Origin of the sequence: Microbacterium sp. B35-30, assembly GCF_010634855.1 — a bacterium.
Taxonomy (GTDB): Bacteria; Actinomycetota; Actinomycetes; order Actinomycetales; family Microbacteriaceae; genus Microbacterium.
The window spans coordinates 189,058-207,693 of sequence record NZ_MWLQ01000018.1; the positions used below are offsets into that span (position 1 = coordinate 189,058).

20 protein-coding genes are annotated in these 18,636 nt (G+C 70.1%); 5 read left to right on the forward strand and 15 right to left on the reverse strand.

Translation table 11 applies throughout. The annotated features are described in order from the left end of the window. Positions 1 to 37: 37 nt before the first annotated feature. Positions 38 to 469, forward strand: coding sequence for a nucleoside deaminase (locus tag B2K11_RS10895; RefSeq protein ID WP_163618388.1), 432 nt, complete (start codon positions 38 to 40; stop codon positions 467 to 469). Positions 470 to 645: 176 nt separating this feature from the next. Beyond that, on the forward strand, positions 646 to 1,368 hold the full coding sequence (locus B2K11_RS10900) for a DUF2306 domain-containing protein (RefSeq protein WP_163618301.1): 723 nt from the start codon (positions 646 to 648) through the stop codon (positions 1,366 to 1,368). A gap of 112 nt (positions 1,369 to 1,480) precedes the next feature. On the opposite strand, the gene B2K11_RS10905 is transcribed toward B2K11_RS10900, so the two are convergent. From B2K11_RS10905 to B2K11_RS10955, 12 genes are all read right to left on the reverse strand, one after another. Next, on the reverse strand, positions 1,481 to 2,407 hold the full coding sequence (locus B2K11_RS10905; protein WP_163618389.1) for an LLM class F420-dependent oxidoreductase: 927 nt from the start codon (positions 2,405 to 2,407) through the stop codon (positions 1,481 to 1,483). A gap of 100 nt (positions 2,408 to 2,507) precedes the next feature. Further along, entirely contained in the window at positions 2,508 to 3,479 is a 972-nt protein-coding gene (locus tag B2K11_RS10910) for a cation diffusion facilitator family transporter (protein WP_163618302.1), read from the reverse strand. Positions 3,480 to 3,554: 75 nt separating this feature from the next. Next, positions 3,555 to 4,667: an alpha/beta hydrolase gene (locus B2K11_RS10915; protein WP_163618303.1), complete on the reverse strand. Its 1,113-nt coding sequence runs from the start codon at positions 4,665 to 4,667 to the stop codon at positions 3,555 to 3,557. A 164-nt stretch (positions 4,668 to 4,831) separates the two neighbouring features. Continuing rightward, positions 4,832 to 5,506 carry an SRPBCC domain-containing protein gene (locus B2K11_RS10920; RefSeq protein WP_163618304.1) on the reverse strand — a complete coding sequence of 225 codons (675 nt, stop codon included), beginning with the start codon at positions 5,504 to 5,506 and terminating at the stop codon, positions 4,832 to 4,834. Position 5,507: 1 nt separating this feature from the next. Beyond that, the gene (locus B2K11_RS10925; RefSeq protein ID WP_163618390.1) at positions 5,508 to 5,906 is read right to left on the reverse strand and encodes a metalloregulator ArsR/SmtB family transcription factor; all 399 of its coding nucleotides are present in this window, start codon (positions 5,904 to 5,906) and stop codon (positions 5,508 to 5,510) included. A 66-nt stretch (positions 5,907 to 5,972) separates the two neighbouring features. Then, positions 5,973 to 6,737: an aspartate/glutamate racemase family protein gene (locus B2K11_RS10930; protein ID WP_163618305.1), complete on the reverse strand. Its 765-nt coding sequence runs from the start codon at positions 6,735 to 6,737 to the stop codon at positions 5,973 to 5,975. Next, positions 6,734 to 7,957: an amidohydrolase family protein gene (locus B2K11_RS10935; RefSeq protein ID WP_163618306.1), complete on the reverse strand. Its 1,224-nt coding sequence runs from the start codon at positions 7,955 to 7,957 to the stop codon at positions 6,734 to 6,736. The genes B2K11_RS10930 and B2K11_RS10935 overlap by 4 nt, the downstream gene beginning before the upstream one ends. Positions 7,958 to 8,042: 85 nt before the next feature. Next, positions 8,043 to 9,581, reverse strand: coding sequence for an ABC transporter substrate-binding protein (locus B2K11_RS10940; RefSeq protein WP_163618307.1), 1,539 nt, complete (start codon positions 9,579 to 9,581; stop codon positions 8,043 to 8,045). Positions 9,582 to 9,592: 11 nt separating this feature from the next. Beyond that, positions 9,593 to 10,432 (reverse strand): ATP-binding cassette domain-containing protein, encoded by an 840-nt coding sequence (locus B2K11_RS20465; protein WP_204260085.1) that lies wholly within the window; start codon positions 10,430 to 10,432, stop codon positions 9,593 to 9,595. A 2-nt stretch (positions 10,433 to 10,434) separates the two neighbouring features. After that, positions 10,435 to 11,445, reverse strand: coding sequence for an ABC transporter ATP-binding protein (locus tag B2K11_RS20470; protein ID WP_204260086.1), 1,011 nt, complete (start codon positions 11,443 to 11,445; stop codon positions 10,435 to 10,437). After that, positions 11,442 to 12,350: an ABC transporter permease gene (locus B2K11_RS10950; protein ID WP_163618308.1), complete on the reverse strand. Its 909-nt coding sequence runs from the start codon at positions 12,348 to 12,350 to the stop codon at positions 11,442 to 11,444. The genes B2K11_RS20470 and B2K11_RS10950 overlap by 4 nt, the downstream gene beginning before the upstream one ends. Then, positions 12,347 to 13,270, reverse strand: a complete 924-nt coding sequence (locus tag B2K11_RS10955) for an ABC transporter permease (protein ID WP_163618309.1) — start codon at positions 13,268 to 13,270, stop codon at positions 12,347 to 12,349. The genes B2K11_RS10950 and B2K11_RS10955 overlap by 4 nt, the downstream gene beginning before the upstream one ends. 257 nt (positions 13,271 to 13,527) lie before the next feature. On the opposite strand from B2K11_RS10955, the gene B2K11_RS10960 reads away from it, so the two are divergent. Genes B2K11_RS10960 through proC form a run of 3 tightly spaced genes read left to right on the forward strand, consistent with a single transcriptional unit; the run spans position 13,528 to position 16,095 of the window. Next, positions 13,528 to 14,529: an ornithine cyclodeaminase family protein gene (locus tag B2K11_RS10960; protein ID WP_163618310.1), complete on the forward strand. Its 1,002-nt coding sequence runs from the start codon at positions 13,528 to 13,530 to the stop codon at positions 14,527 to 14,529. Positions 14,530 to 14,545: 16 nt separating this feature from the next. Continuing rightward, positions 14,546 to 15,223 (forward strand): GntR family transcriptional regulator, encoded by a 678-nt coding sequence (locus B2K11_RS10965; protein ID WP_163618311.1) that lies wholly within the window; start codon positions 14,546 to 14,548, stop codon positions 15,221 to 15,223. A 29-nt stretch (positions 15,224 to 15,252) separates the two neighbouring features. Next, positions 15,253 to 16,095 (forward strand): pyrroline-5-carboxylate reductase, encoded by an 843-nt coding sequence (gene proC, locus B2K11_RS10970; RefSeq protein WP_163618312.1) that lies wholly within the window; start codon positions 15,253 to 15,255, stop codon positions 16,093 to 16,095. A gap of 15 nt (positions 16,096 to 16,110) precedes the next feature. On the opposite strand, the gene B2K11_RS10975 is transcribed toward proC, so the two are convergent. Genes B2K11_RS10975 through B2K11_RS10985 form a run of 3 tightly spaced genes read right to left on the reverse strand, consistent with a single transcriptional unit; the run spans position 16,111 to position 18,623 of the window. Then, entirely contained in the window at positions 16,111 to 16,503 is a 393-nt protein-coding gene (locus tag B2K11_RS10975; protein WP_163618313.1) for a nuclear transport factor 2 family protein, read from the reverse strand. Positions 16,504 to 16,546: 43 nt separating this feature from the next. Further along, entirely contained in the window at positions 16,547 to 17,218 is a 672-nt protein-coding gene (locus B2K11_RS10980) for a TrkA family potassium uptake protein (protein ID WP_163618314.1), read from the reverse strand. Continuing rightward, positions 17,211 to 18,623 carry a potassium transporter TrkG gene (locus B2K11_RS10985; RefSeq protein ID WP_163618391.1) on the reverse strand — a complete coding sequence of 471 codons (1,413 nt, stop codon included), beginning with the start codon at positions 18,621 to 18,623 and terminating at the stop codon, positions 17,211 to 17,213. Before B2K11_RS10985 ends, B2K11_RS10980 begins: the two co-directional genes overlap by 8 nt. Positions 18,624 to 18,636 lie beyond the last annotated feature (13 nt).

The window sequence follows — 18,636 nt, forward strand, 5'->3', positions numbered from 1 at the left end:
TCGTGCTGTGAACCTGGATCCCGCCGATCTCGCCGCCATGGACCGCGCGCTGGCGCTCGCCGCAGCGGCGGGCGAGACAGGGGATGTACCGGTCGGTGCGGTGGTGACGGATGCCGCGGGAGCGGTGATCGCCGAGGGGCGCAACCTCCGCGAGCTCGAGCACGACCCGACGGCGCACGCCGAGGTGGTGGCGCTGCGGGCCGCGGCCGCGGCGCGCGGTGCCTGGAACCTCGAGGGGTGCACGCTCGTGGTCACGCTGGAGCCGTGCGTCATGTGCGCGGGCGCCGTGCTGCAGTCGCGCGTCTCGCGGCTCGTCTTCGGCGCCTGGGACGAGAAGGCGGGCGCGGCGGGGTCGGTGTACGACGTCGTGCGCGACCGGCGCCTGCCCTATCGCGCCGAGGTCGTCGCGGGCGTGCGCGAGGCCGAGGCATCCGCTCTCCTGCGCGCGTTCTTCGACGCCCGCCGCTGACCCGCGCCCCGTCTCCCTTGACTTGGCGTATATGTACGCGACACGCCGGCGTGTCGCGTACATATACGCCAAGTCAACGCGGGGACGCGGGGACGCGGGGCGGGGGCGAACCGCCGGGGTGATCAGGGGGCCTGCACCCTGCTGCGGCTGTGCCGCGCGGGCCTAGCGTGACGCACGTGACCCGCCTCATCGAACCCGTCCGCACCGCCCCCGCCGTCGCGCGGCCCGGCGGCATCCGCTCCCGCATCGGCTGGACGTTCGTCCTGCTGACGGCGCTCGCGATCGTCGCGTACTCCGCCCTGCCGTACTTCACCGCCTCGCTGGCCGACCTCGCCGGGCAGGAGGTCGGGCTCGCGCCGACGTACGCGACGGTGCACCCGTTCGTGCAGGGCGCCCTGTACGTCCACATCGTGGGCGGGGCGGTCGCGCTCGTGACCGGACCGCTGCAGTTCTGGCGTGGCCTGCGCACGCGAGCCCCGCGTGTTCACCGCTGGACCGGGCGCGTCTACCTCGTGGCAGTCGCGATCGGCGCGGCCGGCGGCCTCGTCATCGCTCCCTCGAGCCCGGCGGGCTACGTCGGGTTCTTCGGGTTCGGGACGCTCGCAGTGCTGTGGCTCGTCACCGGCTGGCGGGCGTATCGCGCGATCCGCCGGGGCGACGTACCGAGTCACCGGGCGTGGATGATCCGTAACTACGCACTGACCTACTCCGGCGTGATGCTGCGCATCTGGCTGCCGTTCCTGCTCTTCGCTCCGGTGGCTCTGGGGCAGCCGCTGCACGACGGCTCCTTCGCGAACGCCTACGCCGCGGTGCCGTTCCTGTGCTGGCTGCCGAACCTGGTGTTCGCGGAGTGGCTCATCCGCCGCCGCGGGCTGCCGTCGTACCGCCTGCCCGTCTGAGGCCGCGCGGCGCGGCGACGTTCACCGATCTGGACTCGCGAAAGGGTATGTTTCCGCACGCGCGACCCTGCGGAAACATACCCTTTCGCGATTCCGAACCCCGCAGGACGGATCAGCGGGGGAGGTGCGGGAGCACCTCGGTGCCGAGGTACTCGACGTGCGCGACGTCCTGCAGGTCGAGCAGCTGGAAGTAGACCCGCTCGATGCCGAACGACCGGTAGAGCGCGATGCGCTCGCCGATCTCCGCGGCGTCGCCCACGATGTTCGTGCCGTCCCGTACGTCGGCGATCGTCTTGCCGATCCTTCCGGCGCGCCCGGTGATCTCGGCGTCGTCGCGCCCGGCGAAGGTCGACATCGCGACCGACAGCCGCACCGTGGCCGGGTCGCGGCCGATGCGCTCGCAAGCGGCGCGCAGATTGTCGATGCGCTCGGCGATCTGGTGGTCTTCGGGGAAGCCGATGTTGTACTCGCGGGCGAAGCGCGCGACGAGGTCGGGGGTGCGCCGGGGGCCGCCGCCGCCGATGATCACGGGCACCGGCTGCTGCACCGGCTTCGGCAGGGCCGGTGCCTCGGTCAAGCGGTAGTTCGCGCCGCTGAAGCTGTACGCACCGCCGACGGGCGTCGCCCAGAGGCCGGTCACGATCTCGAGCTGCTCCTCTAGCAGGTCGAATCTCTTGGCGGGGAACGGGATGCCGTAGGCCTGGTGCTCGCGCTCGAACCAGCCGGCTCCGAGCCCGAGCTCGACGCGTCCGCCCGACATCGCGTCGACCTGGGCGACCTGGATCGCGAGCGAGCCGGGGTGCCGGAAGGTGACGGGCGAGACGAGCGTGCCGATCCGGATCCGCGAGGTCTCGCGGGCGAGGCCCGCAAGCGTCGTCCAGGCGTCCGTCGGTCCGGGTAGGCCGTCGCCCATCCCGCTCAGGTAGTGGTCCGAGCGGAAGTACCCGGTGAAGCCGAGCCGCTCCGCGGTCTGGGCGTAGGCGAGTTCGTCGGCGTAGGTGGACCCCAGCTGAGGCTCGGTGAAGATGCAGTACTCGATGATCGATCCCTGTGCTGTCTCGCGGGCGGTGCGAAGGGTCGCGGTCGCCAGGTCGGTTCGCGATCCTCGCGGCGGCGGAACCCCTCGAGGGGCGGAAGGGTCAGTCGGCCGAACTGATGACGAACTGCGACGTCGGCGGCTCGGGGTCGGAGCCCGGCCGGTAGATGTCGGGCTCGAGGTAGATCACCCGGGCCGCGGGCACCGCCTCTCGCACCCGCGCCTCGACCTTGTTGATGTCGGCGGCGATGCGCTCGAGGGTGGCGTCGGCGGCGAAGCCGAGCTTCGCCGCGACGAGGAGCTCGTCCGGGCCGAGGTAGAGCGTCTTGATGTGGATGAGGTTCTGGACCTCAGGCCCGCTGGTGATGGCGGCCACGATGCGCTGGTGATCGGCATCCGTCGCGCCCTCGCCCACGAGGAGGCTCTTCGTCTCGATGCCGAGGACGATGGCGATGAGGATCAGCAGCGTGCCGATCATCAGCGTGCCGAGCGCGTCGAAGAGCGGGTTGCCGGTGATCACGGTGAGGCCGACGCCGAAGAGCGCGAACACCAAGCCGATGAGCGCGCCGATGTCCTCCAGAAGGACGACGGGAAGCTCGGGCGCCTTCGCGTGACGGACGAACGACACCCACGACTGGCCGCGGGCGCGCACATGATTGCTCTCGCGCACGGCGGTGCGCAGCGAGAACGACTCGAGGCCGATGGCGACGACGAGCACGACGATCGGCAGCCACCACCATCTCTCATCGAGCGCGTGCGGGTGGGTGAGCTTCTCGACGCCCTCGTAGATGGCGAACAGGCCGCCGACCGAGAACAGGATGATCGAGACGACGAACGCGTAGACGTATCGCTCGCGGCCGTAGCCGAAGGGGTGCTCGCTGTCGGCCATCTTCTTGGCCTTGCGGCCTCCGAGCATCAGGAGCAGCTGGTTGCCCGAGTCGGCGACCGAGTGGATTGCCTCCGCGAGCATCGAGGCCGAGCCCGAGAGGAACCAGGCGATGAACTTCGCCACGGCGATGCCCATGTTCGCCAGAAACGCCGCAAGGATCGCCTTGCTGCCACCGGAAGCACTCATGCCGACGAGTCTACGGATGCCGGGGCGTCGCTCGTGCGCCGCGTCCGCTGACCCCGCGTCTCACCCCCGCGCGTATCAGTCGGACGAGCGGAGGATGATCGCCTCGGTCGGGGGCGCGGGGTCGTGGCGGCGACCCACGTAGCCGATGACCTCCAGCAGTGCGTGGCGGAACTCGGCGGGCCGCTCGAGGTGCGGGGTGTGGCCGACGCCCTCGAGGCTCCGCTCAGTCACCTCGCCGCCGGCATCCGCATAGCGTGCGAGCACGTCCCGCGTCTGCGACACCATCGGCTGCGGTGGAGCTACCTCGTCACCGGGCCAGTCCGGCACGATGCCGAGCTTGCCGAGGTTGTTGTAGTCGGAGAGCGACGCGTCCGAGATGATCGGGTCGAGGGTGCCGTGCATCCAGAGGATCGGCGGCTTCTCCCGGAGGTCGACGATCGCCGACACGTCGAAGTGCCCCGGGGTCATGGTGTTCACCACTCCGATGCGCCCCGCGGCGAAGCCGGGCCAGTTCTCGCTGGCCACCGCATCGCCCGGATAGTTGCCGGTGGCGGTCGACGTCGTCAGCATCGACTCGACCCACACGTCCTCATGCTCGCTCTGATACCCCTGAGCCACATACCCCGACCGGAAGACGCTCCGCGGCGAGGTCGGCGCGTCGGCCGTCGTGTCGTGGTCGATCAGGCGCTGCACGAAATCGGGGTTCACCGTCCCGCCGCCGCAGCCCGCGTCGTCGTCGGTGAGGCGCGTCCCATCGCGACGGGTTCCGCCGAGGCCGTACGGCGAGACAGGGGATTCGAGGGTGAGGCTCAGCACGGGGTGCTCGAGCGCATACTGCATCGCGACGCCCGCGCCCATCGACCAGCCGACGAGATGCGCGGTCGGGATGTCGAGCGCCTGCAGCGTGGCGGCGACGTCGTCGCTGAAGTCGCGCACGCCGCGCGTGGCGTCGATGGGTGCGTGCTCGGTGCCGCCGTACCCGCGCAGGTCGATTGCGATGACCCGCAAGTCGGTGGGCAGATCGAGCATCAGCTCCTGCCAGAAGAGCGCCGACGACAGGTTGCCGTGGATCAGCACCACGGTCCGCTCCGGCGGGGTCGCGGGGTCGTCGCCCGCGCGCTCGAGCACATTGACGGCCAGTCCCGGCGTCTCCACGCTGCGCGCCTCGATGCCGTCGAAGAGGGTCATGTCGGAAGCCTCCCACGTCCTGCGGGAGCACCTGCGTCCCCGCACTCCGAGGATAGACCGGTCGCCGTTGTGGCGAACGGGCTGATCGATGACGGATGCCGCGGGCCGCGGCTGGGCCCACGCGGCCGGAGGCGCCGCCCGACCCGTCTGGGCCTACGCTCGCCTCACTCCTCGGCTGTGGCGGGCGCGGGCTCTCCGGTGTAGAACGCGTAGGTGTTGTCGGCCGCGCGGGCAGCTGCCGCGCGGTCGGTGCCGTCCGCGGCGTGGGCGGTGCCCCAGGCGTCGGCGGCACCCCGGTAGAAGGACCTGCCCTCGTCGGTGAACGCCCACGCCTCAGCCTCTTTCGGAGACGGGCCGTCGCCGCCGGTGAGGTGGAGGGCGAGGCCCAGGAGGCCGCCGTCCCACCCGACACCGGTGGCCCCGGGGCCGTACAGGTCCCAGAACTCGGCGGGGACGTCGTCGGTGCGCGCGATGTGCTCGAGTTCGAACCGTGTCGCGTCCTCGCCCTCGGCCGTCAGCCGCACCGTGAGCCAGGTCACGCCGCCGCCGTACTCCCACGTGGCCTTGAAGTGCGCCGAGCCGTTCGCCGGGGGTGCGCATTCCTGGATCTCCCCGCCCGCGTTGCCCTCGATCTGGTACCGGCCGCCGAGGACGAGATCGCCCGTGATCGGCTGGAACCAGCGCGCGATGCGCTCCGTGGTGGTGACGGCGTCCCACACGTCGTCGATGGGGGACGGATACGTCTGTGCGAGCGTCTGCACGCGCGCCGGGTAGCCGTTGATCTCTTCGCTCGCGATCTCGCGGGTCACCGCGTCGAGCTGGTGCTGTACGTCGACCATGTCATTCCTCCTGAGGGTCGGTCGTGTCGGATTCATCGGGCTCGGCATCCGTCTGCTGCTCCTCCTCGGCCGCGAGCCGCCGTTGGCGGCGCCCCCGTGCGAGCTCGGTGCCGAGTGCGTCGAGGTGGGGCTGCCAGAAGCGCCGGAACGGGTCGAACCACGCCGCCGCGTTCTCGAGAGGTTCGGGCGCGATCGTGTAGAGCCGGCGGACGCCTTCGGGGCGCACGGTCGCGAAGCCCGACTCCCGCAGCACGCGCAGGTGCTGCGAGACGGCGGGCTGGGAGATGCCGAACTCGCGCTGCACGTCCTCGCCGATCTCGCCCGCGCTGCGCTCGCCCTCCGCCAGGAGTTCGAGGATGCGCCGGCGAACCGGATCACCGAGGATGTCGAGTGCGTGCATGGCATCCATACTTGCTCCATGACTTATATAAGTCAAGGGCTATGGAGAATCAGTTCGAAGATCGGGTCACGGGGCCGTGCGGGGGAGGAGCTCGCCCAACCTGCCCGGGCGCGCACCGAGCCACGGCTTCGTCCCGTCGGACGGCGCGTAGGGCCCCGCCTTGCTCGTGCGCTTGCCGAGCGCCACGAGCGACTCGGCCAGCGCGACGGCGCTGGCCACCCCATCGATGACGGGGAGCCCCAGCGCCTTCTCGAGCTCGTCGTCGAGCCCGGCGAATCCCGCACAGCCCAGCACCACCACGTCCGCGCCACGCGCGACGACGGCGCGCGCGGCCTGCAGCAGCGCGGACCTCGTGCTCTCGGGCTCGTCGGTGATGTGGGAGACCGCGACGTCGCTGGCGACGATCCCGGCGCATCGGTCGTGCACGCCCGCATTCCTCAGACTGTCCTCGATGCCGGCGATGGCGCTCGACACCGTCGTGACGACCCCGAACCTGTGTCCGACGAGGCACGCGACATACGCCGAGGCCTCGGTGATGTCCACGACGGGCTGGCGCACCGCCTGGCGCATGCCCTCGCGCCCGTGCTCTCCGTAGCCGGCCATCACCACCGCATCGAACGGGTGCGCGTACGCCAGCACCGCGTCGATCGTGGCCACCGCCGTGGCGAAGCTCTCGAGGTATCCCTCGGCCGACCGCGGGCCCCAGGACGGCCCGATCCCGACGATGCGGGTGCCGTCGCGGGCCGCATCGCGGGCGATCGCGGCGATCGCGGAGGTCATCGCCTCGTCGGTGTTGCAGTTCACCACGAGGATGGTGGCGGCTGTGCTCATCGCAGTTCGCCGTCAGCTGCCACCACACGCCCGCGGTGGATCACCGTGCGCTCCGCGAACCGGTCCATCACCGCGGCGGCGGGTGTCTCACCGCGCAGCACCACCAGCTCGGCCGGGTCGCCGATGTCCACTCCGGGCCGGGCGTCGGCACCGATGCGCCGCAGGGAGGTGTCGATCACTCCGGCGCCGCCCCACGTGCCGACCGCGAGCGCGGACTCGATGAGGTCGTCGCGCGAGTACCCCTGCGTGTACGCCAGCAGCCACGTGCGCTCGAGCATGTCGCCGTTGCCCCAGGGCGACCAGTAGTCCCGCTGCCCGTCCATGCCGAGGCCCACGCGCACGTCCGCGGAGATGAGCTGCTGCAGCGGCAGGTCCAGCGGCACGGCCAGCGAGCCCTTCGGTGCGATCGTGGTCAGCGCGATGTCGAGCTCGGCGAGGGCGTCGATCGCGGCAGAGACCGCGGGCGTGCCGGAGGCGAGCGAGAAGGCGTGGGAGACCGTCACGCGCCCGCGCAGGTCGAGGGCGCGGGTGCGCTCCACGATGAGATCGAGCGAGAACAGGCCCATCGAGCCGCCCTCATGCAGATGGATGTCGATGCCGACGCCGTGCCGCTCCGCGAGGTCGAAGACGGTGTCGAGATGACGAACGGGGTCGCGGTCGATCTCGCACGGGTCGATGCCGCCGATCAGATCGGCGCCGTTGCGGAGCGCCTCGTCGAGGAGATCGGGCACGCCTTCTTCGAGATGGATGCCGACCTGGGGGAACGCCACGATCTCGACGTCCGCGCGGTCCTGGTGGGCCTCTCGCGCCGCCAGCACACCCTCGAACTTCTCGAGCCCCGAGTCGGCGTCGACCTGCGCGTGGCTGCGGACGCGGGTGACGCCCTGGGCGACCATGCGCCCGAGCGTGTACGTGGCGCGCTCCGCGACCGGCAGTTCGGCGGTGCGCCAGTTCGCACGGTCGTTCATGATGTGGGACCATCGCGTTTCGCCCGCGGTGTTCGGGCGGAAGGGCAGTCCCAGCCGGGTCGAGTCCAAGTGCACGTGCACGTCGCTGAAAGACGGAAGCAGGATGCCGCCGCGGCCGTCGACGGTCTCGACGGACTCCGGCGGGGTCTCGGACGAGACCGGCGCGATGTCGATGATCCCGCTGTCGTCGAGGACGACGTCGGCAGGCACGCCGCCCCAGGGCCGGACATTGCGGAGGACGGTGATCGGCATGGGTGCTCGCTCTCGGATCAGGGGTCGGGGTGGTGGTACGGCAGAGCCGGCCGGCCGGGTGCGGCCGGCCGGCTCTGTGGGCGGGTCAGTCGGCGAAGGTCACGTCCGAGAGGGAGTACTCCCCGTCCACGCGCGGCGTCCAGTCGATGCCGGGGGCCACCGCGTAGTCGGCGACGGGGGTGAACAGCGGGATGAGATAGGCCGACGCGAAGTTCGCCTGCGCAAGGCGGTCGAACACGGCGATCCGATCCGCACCGGCGACGGTGCGCTGCTCCGCCACCAGCGCCGCAGTCTCGGGGCTCTTGGCATAGTCGTTCTGCCCGCCGGCGAACATGTTGGTGATCGGCATGTCGCCGTCCATCGTCGAAGGCGCCCACGTGTTGAGGTAGAGCCCCGCCATGTCGACGGTGCCGTAGATGCGGTTGGACAGGCTCGCCTGATCCATGCCGACGAGCTCCACGGTGATGCCGACCGCCTCGAGGTAGCCGCCCACCGCCTGGGCGATCTCGGCGCTCATCGGAATCCGTCCGTCCGTCGCGTACTCCAGGGCGATCGGGGTGCCGTCGTACCCTGCCTCCGCGAGGAGCGACTGGGCGAGCTGCGGATCGAACGCGGGACCCTCGGCGTCTTCGACGTAGCCGGTGACGTTGGGAGCCACGATCTGGTCGTTCGCCACCGCGCGGTCGGCGAGCACGGCGCTCACGAGTTCCTCGCCGTCGATCGCGTGCCAGACGGCCTGCCGGATGCGGGCGTCGGCGAGCGGCCCGGTGGTGGAGTTGATGCCGAGGAACGTCGCGCCGTTGGACGGGCGGGAGGCGACGTCGACGCCGCTGCCCTCGATCGCCGACACCTGGTTGGGCGAGATGAGGGCGATGTCGAGGCTGCCGGAGATGACGCCGTTGAGGCGGGCCTCCTCGTCGGCGACGGTCTGGAAGGTGAGCGTCTCGACCTCGGGCGCGCCGCCCCAGTACTCCTCGTTCGCCTCGAGGACGTAGTCGACCCCCCGCGTCCAGCTGACGAACGAGAAGGGACCGCTTCCGACGGGTGCCTTGGCGAACTCCTCAGAGCCCAGCTCCGTGTACACCTCCTGCGGCACAATTGACTGGGCCGTCGTGATCGACGGCCACGGTGAGAACGGCGAGTTGAGCGTGAACACGACGGTCGTGGCATCCGTCGCAGCGACGGACTCGAGCATCCCCATGTAGCCGAGGTTGTCCGAGTCGGGAGTGGCGAGCACCGTCTCGTACGTGAAGACCACGTCCTCCGCGGTCAGCGGCGTGCCGTCGTGGAACTCGACGTCGTCGCGGATCGTGAAGGACCACTGTGTGAAGTCGTCGTTCGACGACCACTCGGTGGCGAGCGAGGGCTGGATGGCGCCGTCCTCGTCCAGCTTCGTGAGCTGGTCGAACAGGTTGTAGTAGATGTTGTAGCCCGCGAGGGAGCCGTCCACGATGGGGTCGGGCGAATTCTCGGGCTCCGTCACGACGCCGATCGTGAGTTCGTTGCCCGGTGCGGCGCCGGTACTCCCGGTCGCGGCGCATCCCGCCAAGGCCAGGGCGCCGGCCACGACGATCGCGGCGCCTGGCGCTGCGCGGTGCAGCCGGGTCGTAGGTGTGCGTGACATGTGATCCTCTTTCAGCTGTTCTCGGCGATGCGGTGCGGTGCGGGTGGAGCGTCCGACCTGAGGTGCGGGTCGGGGATCGGGATGGCGGACAGCAGCGTCCGCGTGTACTCGTGCCGCGGCGTCTCGAAGACGCGGTCGGTGTCGCCCTGCTCGACGATCCGTCCCTCGCGCATCACGGCGACGCGGTCGGACAGATAGCGGACCACGGAGAGATCGTGGGCGATGAACAGGTACGACAGACCGTGCTTCTCCTGGAGATCGGTCAAGAGGTTGATCACCTGCGCCTGCACCGAGACGTCGAGCGCCGACACGGGCTCATCGAGCACGAGGACCTCGGGCCGCAGTGCGAGCGCGCGGGCGATCCCGATGCGCTGACGCTGGCCGCCCGAGAACTGCGCCGGCGTGCGCCGCAGTGTGTCGGCCCCGATTCCGACGTCGGCCAGCAGCTCGACGACGCGGTCCTTGGAGTAGGCACCGACGATCTGCAGCGGCTCGGCCACGATGTCGTGGACGCTCAGACGCGGGTCGAGCGACGAGTACGGGTCCTGGAAGACGAGCTGAACACGGTTCTGCACGGCGCGGCGTCGCGTCGGCGGCAGCTCGTCGAGCTTCTCGCCCAGCACGCGGATGGTTCCCGACACCGGGGTGTTCAAGCCGAAGACCGTCCGCACGAGGGTGGACTTGCCGCAGCCGGACTCGCCGACGAGCCCGAGGGTCTCGCCACGGGCGAGGGTGAGCGAGACTCCGTCGACCGCCTTCACGACGTGCCGGCGGGACAGGCCCGTTCGGCGCGTGAAATGCACGTGCAGGTCGTCGATCTCGAGGACCGGGGCATCCACCGAGCGCAGCACGTTCACGAGGCGACCGCCCGCGCGAACTCGCCCACGCTGTCGACGTGGTGACAGGCGGCGGCGTGTCCACCGGCGAGGGGGACCAGACCCGGCTGCGTGCGGATGCACTCCTCGGACTTCGCCGCCAGCTCGCACCGCGGTGCGAACGCGCAGCCCTGCGGGCGACCGGCGGGTGCTGGGGGCGAGCCGGGGATCGCGTACGCCCGGCCCGATCGGCGATCCACCGCGAGGAGGCTCGCGAGCAGTCCTGCGGTGTAAGGATGCCGCGGCCTGTCGAAGATGTCCCACACGGAACCGCGTTCGACGATCCGGCCGGAGTACATGATGCAGATCTCGTCCGCGGTCTGCGCGACCAGACCGAGGTCGTGCGTGATGAGGACCATCGCTGCGCCGCTGCGCCGACGTGCATCGGCGAGGAGCTCCATGATCTGCGCCTGGATCGTGACGTCCAGTGCGGTCGTCGGCTCATCGGCAACCAGCAGCCGCGGATCATGGGCGATCGCCATGGCGATCACCGCACGCTGGCGCATCCCGCCGGACCACTGGTGCGGGTATGCCCGCGCACGCTCGGCCGGATCGGAGACGCCCACCGAGCGCAGAAGTTCCTCGACGCGCTCGTCGAGCTGGTCCGCCGACCGCCGCTCTCCGTGCAGCCGCACGGCGCGTGCGATCTGCGCTCCGACGCGCTTCACCGGGTTCAGTGCGGTCATCGGGTCTTGGAAGACCATCGCGAGCTCATCGCCCCGCAGCGCGCGCAGTTCGCGCTCGGGCATTCCGAGCAGGTCCCGGCCGCGGTACGAGACCGAACCTCCCAGCACCTCCACCCCAGCCGGCAGCAGGCCGAGTACGGCGGCCATGGTCAGGCTCTTGCCCGAGCCGGACTCTCCGACCAGGCACAGCACCTCACCCTCGCCGACGCTGAAGGACACGCCGTCGACGATGCGGACTTCGCCGTCGCGGCCGCGGGTCCCGACGACGAGATCGTCGACGCGCAGCAGTTCTCGAGTGGTCATCGAGCGGCCCTTCTCTTGCGGCGGCGGAGGGTGTGCAATTCTCGTTCGGCCGTGAAGCGCTGGCTCACGAGGTTCGTCCCGATCACGACGAGGAAGATCGCGATGCCCGGGATGATCGCGAGGTACGGCGCATCACGCACGTACTTCTGGCCCTCGCTGATGAGCAGACCCCACGAGGGGGTGGGCGGCTGGACGCCGAGGCCCAGATAGTCGAAGGAGGATGTGAGCAGCAGCACCCCGCCGATGTCTGCGGAGGCCAGGATCAGCATCTGCACGCTGACGTGGGGTGCGATGTGGGTGGTGACGGTCCAGACGGGTGTCGCGCCCTGGATGCGAGGAGCCACGACGAAGTCCCGCTCCCGCAGCGACATCGCGGTGCTGCGGGCGACACGCGCGTAGCCCACCCAGAAGGTCGCGGCCAGCGTCACGACCATGAGCCACACGCTCGGCCCGAGCGCAGCCGACATCGCGATGAGCACCAGGATGACGGGCATCGCGAGCTGCACATCGGCCCACGCCATGAGGGCGTTGTCCACCCGGCCGCCCGCGTAGCCGGCGATCATGCCGGTCGCCATGCCGATCAGCGCGTTGAAGACCACGACGACGATCACGATCCCGAGCGACACCTGCCCGCCGAGCGCGAGGCGGCTCGCGAGGTCGCGGCCGAGCATGTCGGTGCCGAGCACGTGCTGGGCATCCGTGAACGGCGGCACGAGCGTCGCGGTGAGGTCCTGGGTGTACGGGTCGTAGCCGGGCAGCAACGGGACGACGAAGAGATAGACGGCGACCAGCCCGAGCAGTCCGAACCCCAGACGCTCGAGTCCGGTGAACCTGGGGAAGCGGAAGCGTGCGGCGGTATCAGGTGCCGGCGCGGCGGCGATGCGATCGGACTCCGTGGTGCTCATGCGGCCCGCCTCACTCTCGGGTCGAGCAGCGCGCCGACCACGTCGACCAGCGCGTTGCAGAGGATGAACAGAAGGGCGACGACGATGAGACCCGACTGCACGACGGGGAAGTCGCGCGAGTACACCGCGCTCAGCATGAGCTGGCCCATGCCCGGCCACGCGAAGACGTTCTCGACGATCACGAGCCCGCCGAGGAAGGCGCCGAGGCTGATGCCGGCGATCGTGAGCACCGGCAGCGCCGCGTTGGGGAGCAGCTCGGCGAGGACGACATGCGAGCGACGCTCGCCGCGGGCGAGAGCGGTTCGTGCGTAGTCGAGCTGAAACTGCTCGCCGAGGGAGTTGTCGAGCAGACGCAGGTAGACGACGAACTGCGCGGTCGCGATCGTGACGGCCGGCATCACGATCGCCAGCGGGTCGCGGTTGCCCAGCGAGGGAAGCCAGCCGAGGGCGACCGAGAAGACAAGCACCAGCAGCAGCCCGAAGAAGAAATCCGGGATCGCCTGCCGAGCGGAGCCGAGCCCCAGCAGCGTGGTGCGCAGCGTCCGGCTCGCGGTGAGCTGGATCAGCACCGCCGCGGACCCGGCGAGGATCACCCCGAGCACGAGGCCCACGGCGCCCAGCTGGAGCGATGCGGGAAGACGCTCGAGCACCAGCTCCATGGAGGACACCCCGGGCTGCCTGTAGGAGTCGCCGAAGTCGCCGGTCAGGACCCCCGCGAGGTAGTCGACGTACTGCTGCCACAGCGGCAGATCGAAGCCCAGCTGGCTGTCCAGCGCGTCGATCTGCTCCGTCGTCGCGGTGTCGCCCAGCAGCAGCGCCGCTGGACTGCCGCTCAAGCGCCCCAGCAGGAACGCGATGGTCACGACGATGAAGATCGTGACCAGCGACTGCACCGCGCGACGCCCGAGCACCTTTCCCATTCCGCTGCCTTCCATCAATTGGATGATTTGGTATACAGAATCGAGGATGGATGTTTCATCGGCGTGACGTGGAGTTACTGGCAGGTGAAACTCTGCGAGCTCGCAATCGACCGCCCGGGCCACGCTTGGCCTTGAAATAACTGGAGTGGCGATTGCCTGCACCCACTCAGCCGGTGAGGATGGCCCACTTCATGTCATCGCGCGTCATCCCCTAACCTGTTCGCACAGACTCCATTTGGGATACAGAAAGGAATTCGATGGGCACACGCACGCTGACGTCCACCGACGTCGAACGCCTCGTCGAGTGGGAGGGGCTGCTCGCCGCCCTCGAGCGTGTCCATCGTGAGCTCGCGACCGGTCGAGCCGTTCAGCCGGCCCCCGTGCCGCTGCGGGACCCGTCGGCGGAGGCCGCAGATTCGCCGGCCGTGGTCCCGATGCTGTCGTTCGCTCCCGACCTGGGGCTGTTCGCCGTGAAGGTGCTCGCCGACGCACCGCGCAACCGCGAACTGGGGCGCCCGGCGCAGCGTTCAACGGTCAGCCTGTATGCCGCCGACACCGGCGAATGCCTCGCCATCGTCGACGGCCGGGCGCTCACGAGGATCCGCACCGCGGCGGCGACGACCATGGCCACGCGGGCACTCGCGCGCCCCGACTCTCGGACGCTCGCGCTGCTCGGCTCGGGCGCGCTCGCGATGGAGCACGCCGCGGCGCTCGGCCGGGCATTCGAGCTCGACGAGATCCGGGTGTGGTCCCGATCGGCCGACCGGGCCGGAAGCGCGAGTGACGGATTACGCGCCCTCGGGATCCCCGCCGTCGCCGCCGCGTCCGCAGCGGACGCTGTGCGGGAGGCCGACATCGTCTGCACGCTGACCCCTTCGCTCGCGCCGATCCTCAGCGCGGGCATGCTCGCGCCGGGGGTGCATGTGAATGCCGTCGGCTCTCCGCCGCGACGTGCCTACAGCGAGCTCGAGTCGAGCGTCTTCGCGCGGGCGGCTGTCGTCGCCGTCGACAGCCGGCAGGTCGCCTGGGCGGACTCCGGCAACGTGCGCAACGCCGTGACTTCGGGTGCCGTCGCCGAGGCGGACATCGTCGAGATCGGCGAGGTGCTGGAGGGACTCGTGCCCGGACGCACCTCCCCGGAGGACACCACGATCTTCAACTCGGTGGGGATCGGTCTGCAGGATCTGGCCGCCGCCGATCACATCCTGCGGCGCGCCGCCGCCGCGGGTGCTGGCACGATGGTCACGATCCGCGAATGACCGAATCGAGGGCGCGATGACCGACACGCTCGTGGCGACCGATGAATCGCTGGCGGCGCAGGCGTACCAGACGCTGCGCCGCGGCATCATCGTAGGGCGGTTCGAGGAGGGCTCGGCCCTCAAGGAGCACCGGCTCGCCGTCGAGCTCCAGGTCTCGCGCATCCCGATCCGTGCGGCGATCGCACGGCTCGACAACGACGGTTTCGTCCGCACGGCCCCACGGCGCAGTGCGCGCGTGGAGGGCTGGACCGATCGCTCGATCAACGAGCTGTTCGATGTGCGCCTGAGCCTCGAGACGCTGGCTGCGCGCCGGGCGGCGCAGAACGTCCTGCATGGGGCCGATGCGACGCGGCTCGACGCCTCGCTCGATTTCGCCCACGGCGCCGTGGCCGACGGGGACCGCCTCGCGATCGCCGAGGCGCACGCGCGGTTTCACGACAGCATCGTCGACGTCGCCGACAGCAGCCTGCTGTCGGCGCTCATGCGCGCGGTGCTCGGGCGCATGACGTGGCTGTTCTACCTCACCGGCGCGGGGCGCGATCCGGCGGTGCAGTCCCACGAGCACGACGAGCTGCTGGCCGCCATCGCCGCCGGCAACGATCGGCTGGCCGAGAGCCTGGCGTTCTCCCACATCGAGAAGGGCCGGGAGCCGTCGTTGTCGATCATCCTGGACGCCCCCGCGCGCAGCGCCTGACACGACGAGGGGCCTCCTAGGATGGCGGGATGACGGACACCCCCGCGCTCCCGCCCATCGCGATCCTCGGCGCCGGCTCGATGGGCGGGGCGATCGCTCGCGGCCTGTCGCGCTCCGGACTCGCTGCCGGGGGAGTGACGACCACCAACCGCTCGCGCGCGAAGGCCGCCGAACTCGATGGTCTCGTCGGCGTGTCGAGCATCGCCCTCGAAGAGCACCCGACCGGGAACACGGATGCCGCGGCCGCCGCGGACGTCGTGCTGGTGGGGGTCAAGCCGGCGATGGTCCCCGACCTCCTCACGGAGATCGCCCCGGCACTGAGCCCCGGCGCCATCGTCGTGAGCCTGGCCGCCGGCGTCACGATCGCGACGTTCGAGCGGATCCTCGGCGAGGGCGTCGCGGTGCTGCGCTCGATGCCCAACACGCCCGCGCTCGTCGGGCGCGCGGTCACAGGGCTCGCAGCCGGATCCCTCGCCGACCAGGCGGCCGTCGCCACCGCCCGCCGGCTGTTCGAGACCGTGGGGACCGTCATCGAGGTGCCGGAGGCGCAGATCGACGCGCTCTCGACGATCTCGGGCTCCGGTCCGGCCTACTTCTTCCTCCTCGTGGAGGAGTTCACGAAGGCCGCGCTCGGCAAGGGGTTCTCCGAGGCGGAGTCGCGGCTCATGGCCGAGCAGACCTTCATCGGTGCCGCGGCGCTGCTCGAGGCATCCGGTGAAGACCCTGCGGAGCTGCGTCGACGGGTGACGAGTCCGAAGGGCACCACGGAGCGGGCGATCGCCGTGTTCCAGGAGGCGCGTCTCGACGACGTCTTCGTGGCGGCGACCGACGCGGCGCTCGCCCGTGCGAGGGAACTCGCGCAGGGCGGGTGAGCCCTCGGCGGCGGATCAGTCGCGGGGCTGCGTCATGTACCACTCGGTGAACGAGCGCGCCCGTCCGTCCTCGTCGAGGTCGACCACCCACAGGTTGCGGTAGATGCGCCCGTCAGGCAGCTCGTCGTTCGGGGCGTAGTCCGTTCGCGCATCCACGAAGACGCGGTCACCGTCGACGCCGGCGATCTCCCACTCGAACTCGTATGTGCCGGGTTCGTCGCGCGCCTCGAGCCAGCCGGCGACGATGGCGTCGGCCCCGGCCCACGGCTCACCCCAGGGCTGGGTGAAGTACACGGCATCGTCGGTGAAGAGGGCCCGGATGTCGTCGGGCTCGTTTGTCTTCCATGCCTTCTCGTACGCTTCGACCCAGCGCCTGGCAGCGGCATCCGTCGTGTTGCGCTCTGTCATGCCGCGAGTATGCCGCGCAGCGGGGACATCCGACAGGGGGGCCTCAGCGCTCGAGCGACGCGAACCGCTCGATGTCGGAGTTCGTGCCCGACACGATGATGAGGTCGTGGTTGGTCACCACGGTGTTCGCCTCGGCGTACCGGAACGGCTTGCCCGGGCTCTTCACGCCGACGACGGTGACGTTGTACTTGGTGCGCACTCCGGACTCGTTGAGGCCGACGCCGCGGATGAACTTCGGCGGATACAGCTTCGCGAGGGCGAAGTCGTCGTCGAAGCGGATGAAGTCGAGCATCCGCCCGCTGACCAGGTGGGCGACGCGCTCGCCGGCCTCGCGCTCGGGATAGATGACGTGGTTGGCGCCGACGCGGGCGAGGATCTTGCCGTGCGACTGCGACACCGCCTTCGCCCAGATCTGCGGCACCTTCAAGTCGACGAGGTTGGCCGTGATGAGGACGGATGCCTCGATCGACGAGCCGACCGCGACGACGGCGACCGAGAAGTCCTGCGCGCCGATCTGCTTGAGCGCGTCGATGTTGCGGGCGTCGGCCTGCACCGTGTGGGTGACGCGCTCCGACCACTTCTGCACGAGGTCGAGGCTGTCGTCGATCGCGAGCACCTCGCGATCGAGCCGATCGAGCTCGCCCGCGCAGGCGGCACCGAAGCGCCCGAGTCCGATCACGAGAACGGGCGCATCGCCCCTGATTCGCTCAACCAACGATCGGCCTTTCCACGGGCAGCGAGTAGAGCTGCGAACGGGATGACGCGGCCACGGCCGCGGCGAGAGTCACTGTACCAACGCGACCCATGACGATCGTGATCGCCAGCACGTAGACGGCCGGATCGGGCAGCTGGGCGGTGAGCCCGGTCGACAGGCCGACCGTGGCGAACCCCGAGATGACGTCGAACAGCACGTCGCCGAGATCCGCCTTCGTGATCTGCGTGATGATGATCGTCGAGATCGCGACGATGGTCGCCCCCCAGGCGACCACCGAGAGGGCCACGCGAAGCACATCGCTGGGGATGCGCCGGCCGAACACCTGATTCGACGCGCGCCCCTTCGCCTCCGACACGACGGCCAGTGCGATCACCGCGAGCGTGGTGACCTTGATGCCGCCGGCGGTCGACGCGGAGCCACCGCCGACGAACATGAGCATGCACGCCACCAGCAGGCTGGATTGATTCAGCTCGCCGATGTCGAGGATCGCGAAGCCGCCCGATCTCGTCATCGCCGAAAGGAAGAACGCCTGGAAGGTGGTGTCCCACGCGTCGTTCGTGCCCAGGGTGAGCAGGTTGTCGTACTCGAGCAGGAGGAACACCGCGCCGCCGAGGAAGAACAGCGCCACCGTGGTGATGATGGTGAGCTTCGCGTGCAGCGACCACCGCCGCACCCTCCAGCGCTGCCGCAGGAGGGTGTAGATGACGGGGAAGCCGATGGAACCGAGGAACACGCCGGCCATGAGCACCGTCAGGAAGAAGTAGTCGTGACGGAAGGGTTCGAGGCCCTCGGCGTTCGGTGTGAACCCCGTGTTCGTGAACGACATCGCGGCGTAGAACGGGGCCTCCCACAGCGCGACGTCCCACGGGACGCCCGCGAGCAGCAGCCCCGGATAGAGGAGGATCGCGATGATCACTTCGATGACGAGGGTCGAAAGCGCCACCGTCGCGAGCAGGCTGCCGATCTGGCCGAGCTGCACGGTCTGACCCTCGTTGACGGGTCCGCCGTGGGTGCGGAGGGGGTTCGAGTCGCTCGCGGCGATGAGTTTGGCTCGCAGTCCCAGGCGGCGCGAGATCACGAGACCCAGGATGGAGGCGAGCGTCAGCACGCCGAGTGCACCGATCTGGACGCCGACGAACACCAGCACATGCCCGAACGCGGACCAGTGCGTGGCCATGTCGACGGTCGCGAGTCCCGTGACGCAGATGGTCGACACGGCCGTGAAGAAGGCATCGGCGAACGGGGTGACCTGCCCGCTCGCCGCGGCGACCGGCAGCGAGAACAGTCCCGTGAAGAGCAGGATCAGCGACAGGAAGATGAGGATCGCGAATCGTGCGGGGGAGCGCTGCGTCAGGTCGCGGAAGAATTCCATGAACGCGTGGCCCAGCACGCGCAGGCGGCCCATGCCCGAGACGGGG

Coding starts and splice junctions, on each gene's coding strand:
- B2K11_RS10975 (WP_163618313.1), bottom strand. CDS start 16,503: ATGACAGAGCGCAACACGACGGATGCCGCTGCCAGGCGCTGGGTCGAA.
- B2K11_RS10930 (WP_163618305.1), bottom strand. CDS start 6,737: ATGAGCACAGCCGCCACCATCCTCGTGGTGAACTGCAACACCGACGAG.
- B2K11_RS10950 (WP_163618308.1), bottom strand. CDS start 12,350: ATGAGCACCACGGAGTCCGATCGCATCGCCGCCGCGCCGGCACCTGAT.
- B2K11_RS10960 (WP_163618310.1), top strand. CDS start 13,528: ATGGGCACACGCACGCTGACGTCCACCGACGTCGAACGCCTCGTCGAG.
- B2K11_RS20470 (WP_204260086.1), bottom strand. CDS start 11,445: ATGACCACTCGAGAACTGCTGCGCGTCGACGATCTCGTCGTCGGGACC.
- B2K11_RS10920 (WP_163618304.1), bottom strand. CDS start 5,506: ATGGTCGACGTACAGCACCAGCTCGACGCGGTGACCCGCGAGATCGCG.
- B2K11_RS10965 (WP_163618311.1), top strand. CDS start 14,546: ATGACCGACACGCTCGTGGCGACCGATGAATCGCTGGCGGCGCAGGCG.
- B2K11_RS10985 (WP_163618391.1), bottom strand. CDS start 18,623: ATGGGCCGCCTGCGCGTGCTGGGCCACGCGTTCATGGAATTCTTCCGC.
- B2K11_RS10935 (WP_163618306.1), bottom strand. CDS start 7,957: ATGCCGATCACCGTCCTCCGCAATGTCCGGCCCTGGGGCGGCGTGCCT.
- B2K11_RS10925 (WP_163618390.1), bottom strand. CDS start 5,906: ATGCACGCACTCGACATCCTCGGTGATCCGGTTCGCCGGCGCATCCTC.
- B2K11_RS10915 (WP_163618303.1), bottom strand. CDS start 4,667: ATGACCCTCTTCGACGGCATCGAGGCGCGCAGCGTGGAGACGCCGGGA.
- B2K11_RS10895 (WP_163618388.1), top strand. CDS start 38: ATGGACCGCGCGCTGGCGCTCGCCGCAGCGGCGGGCGAGACAGGGGAT.
- B2K11_RS10910 (WP_163618302.1), bottom strand. CDS start 3,479: ATGAGTGCTTCCGGTGGCAGCAAGGCGATCCTTGCGGCGTTTCTGGCG.
- B2K11_RS10940 (WP_163618307.1), bottom strand. CDS start 9,581: ATGTCACGCACACCTACGACCCGGCTGCACCGCGCAGCGCCAGGCGCC.
- proC (WP_163618312.1), top strand. CDS start 15,253: ATGACGGACACCCCCGCGCTCCCGCCCATCGCGATCCTCGGCGCCGGC.
- B2K11_RS10955 (WP_163618309.1), bottom strand. CDS start 13,270: ATGGGAAAGGTGCTCGGGCGTCGCGCGGTGCAGTCGCTGGTCACGATC.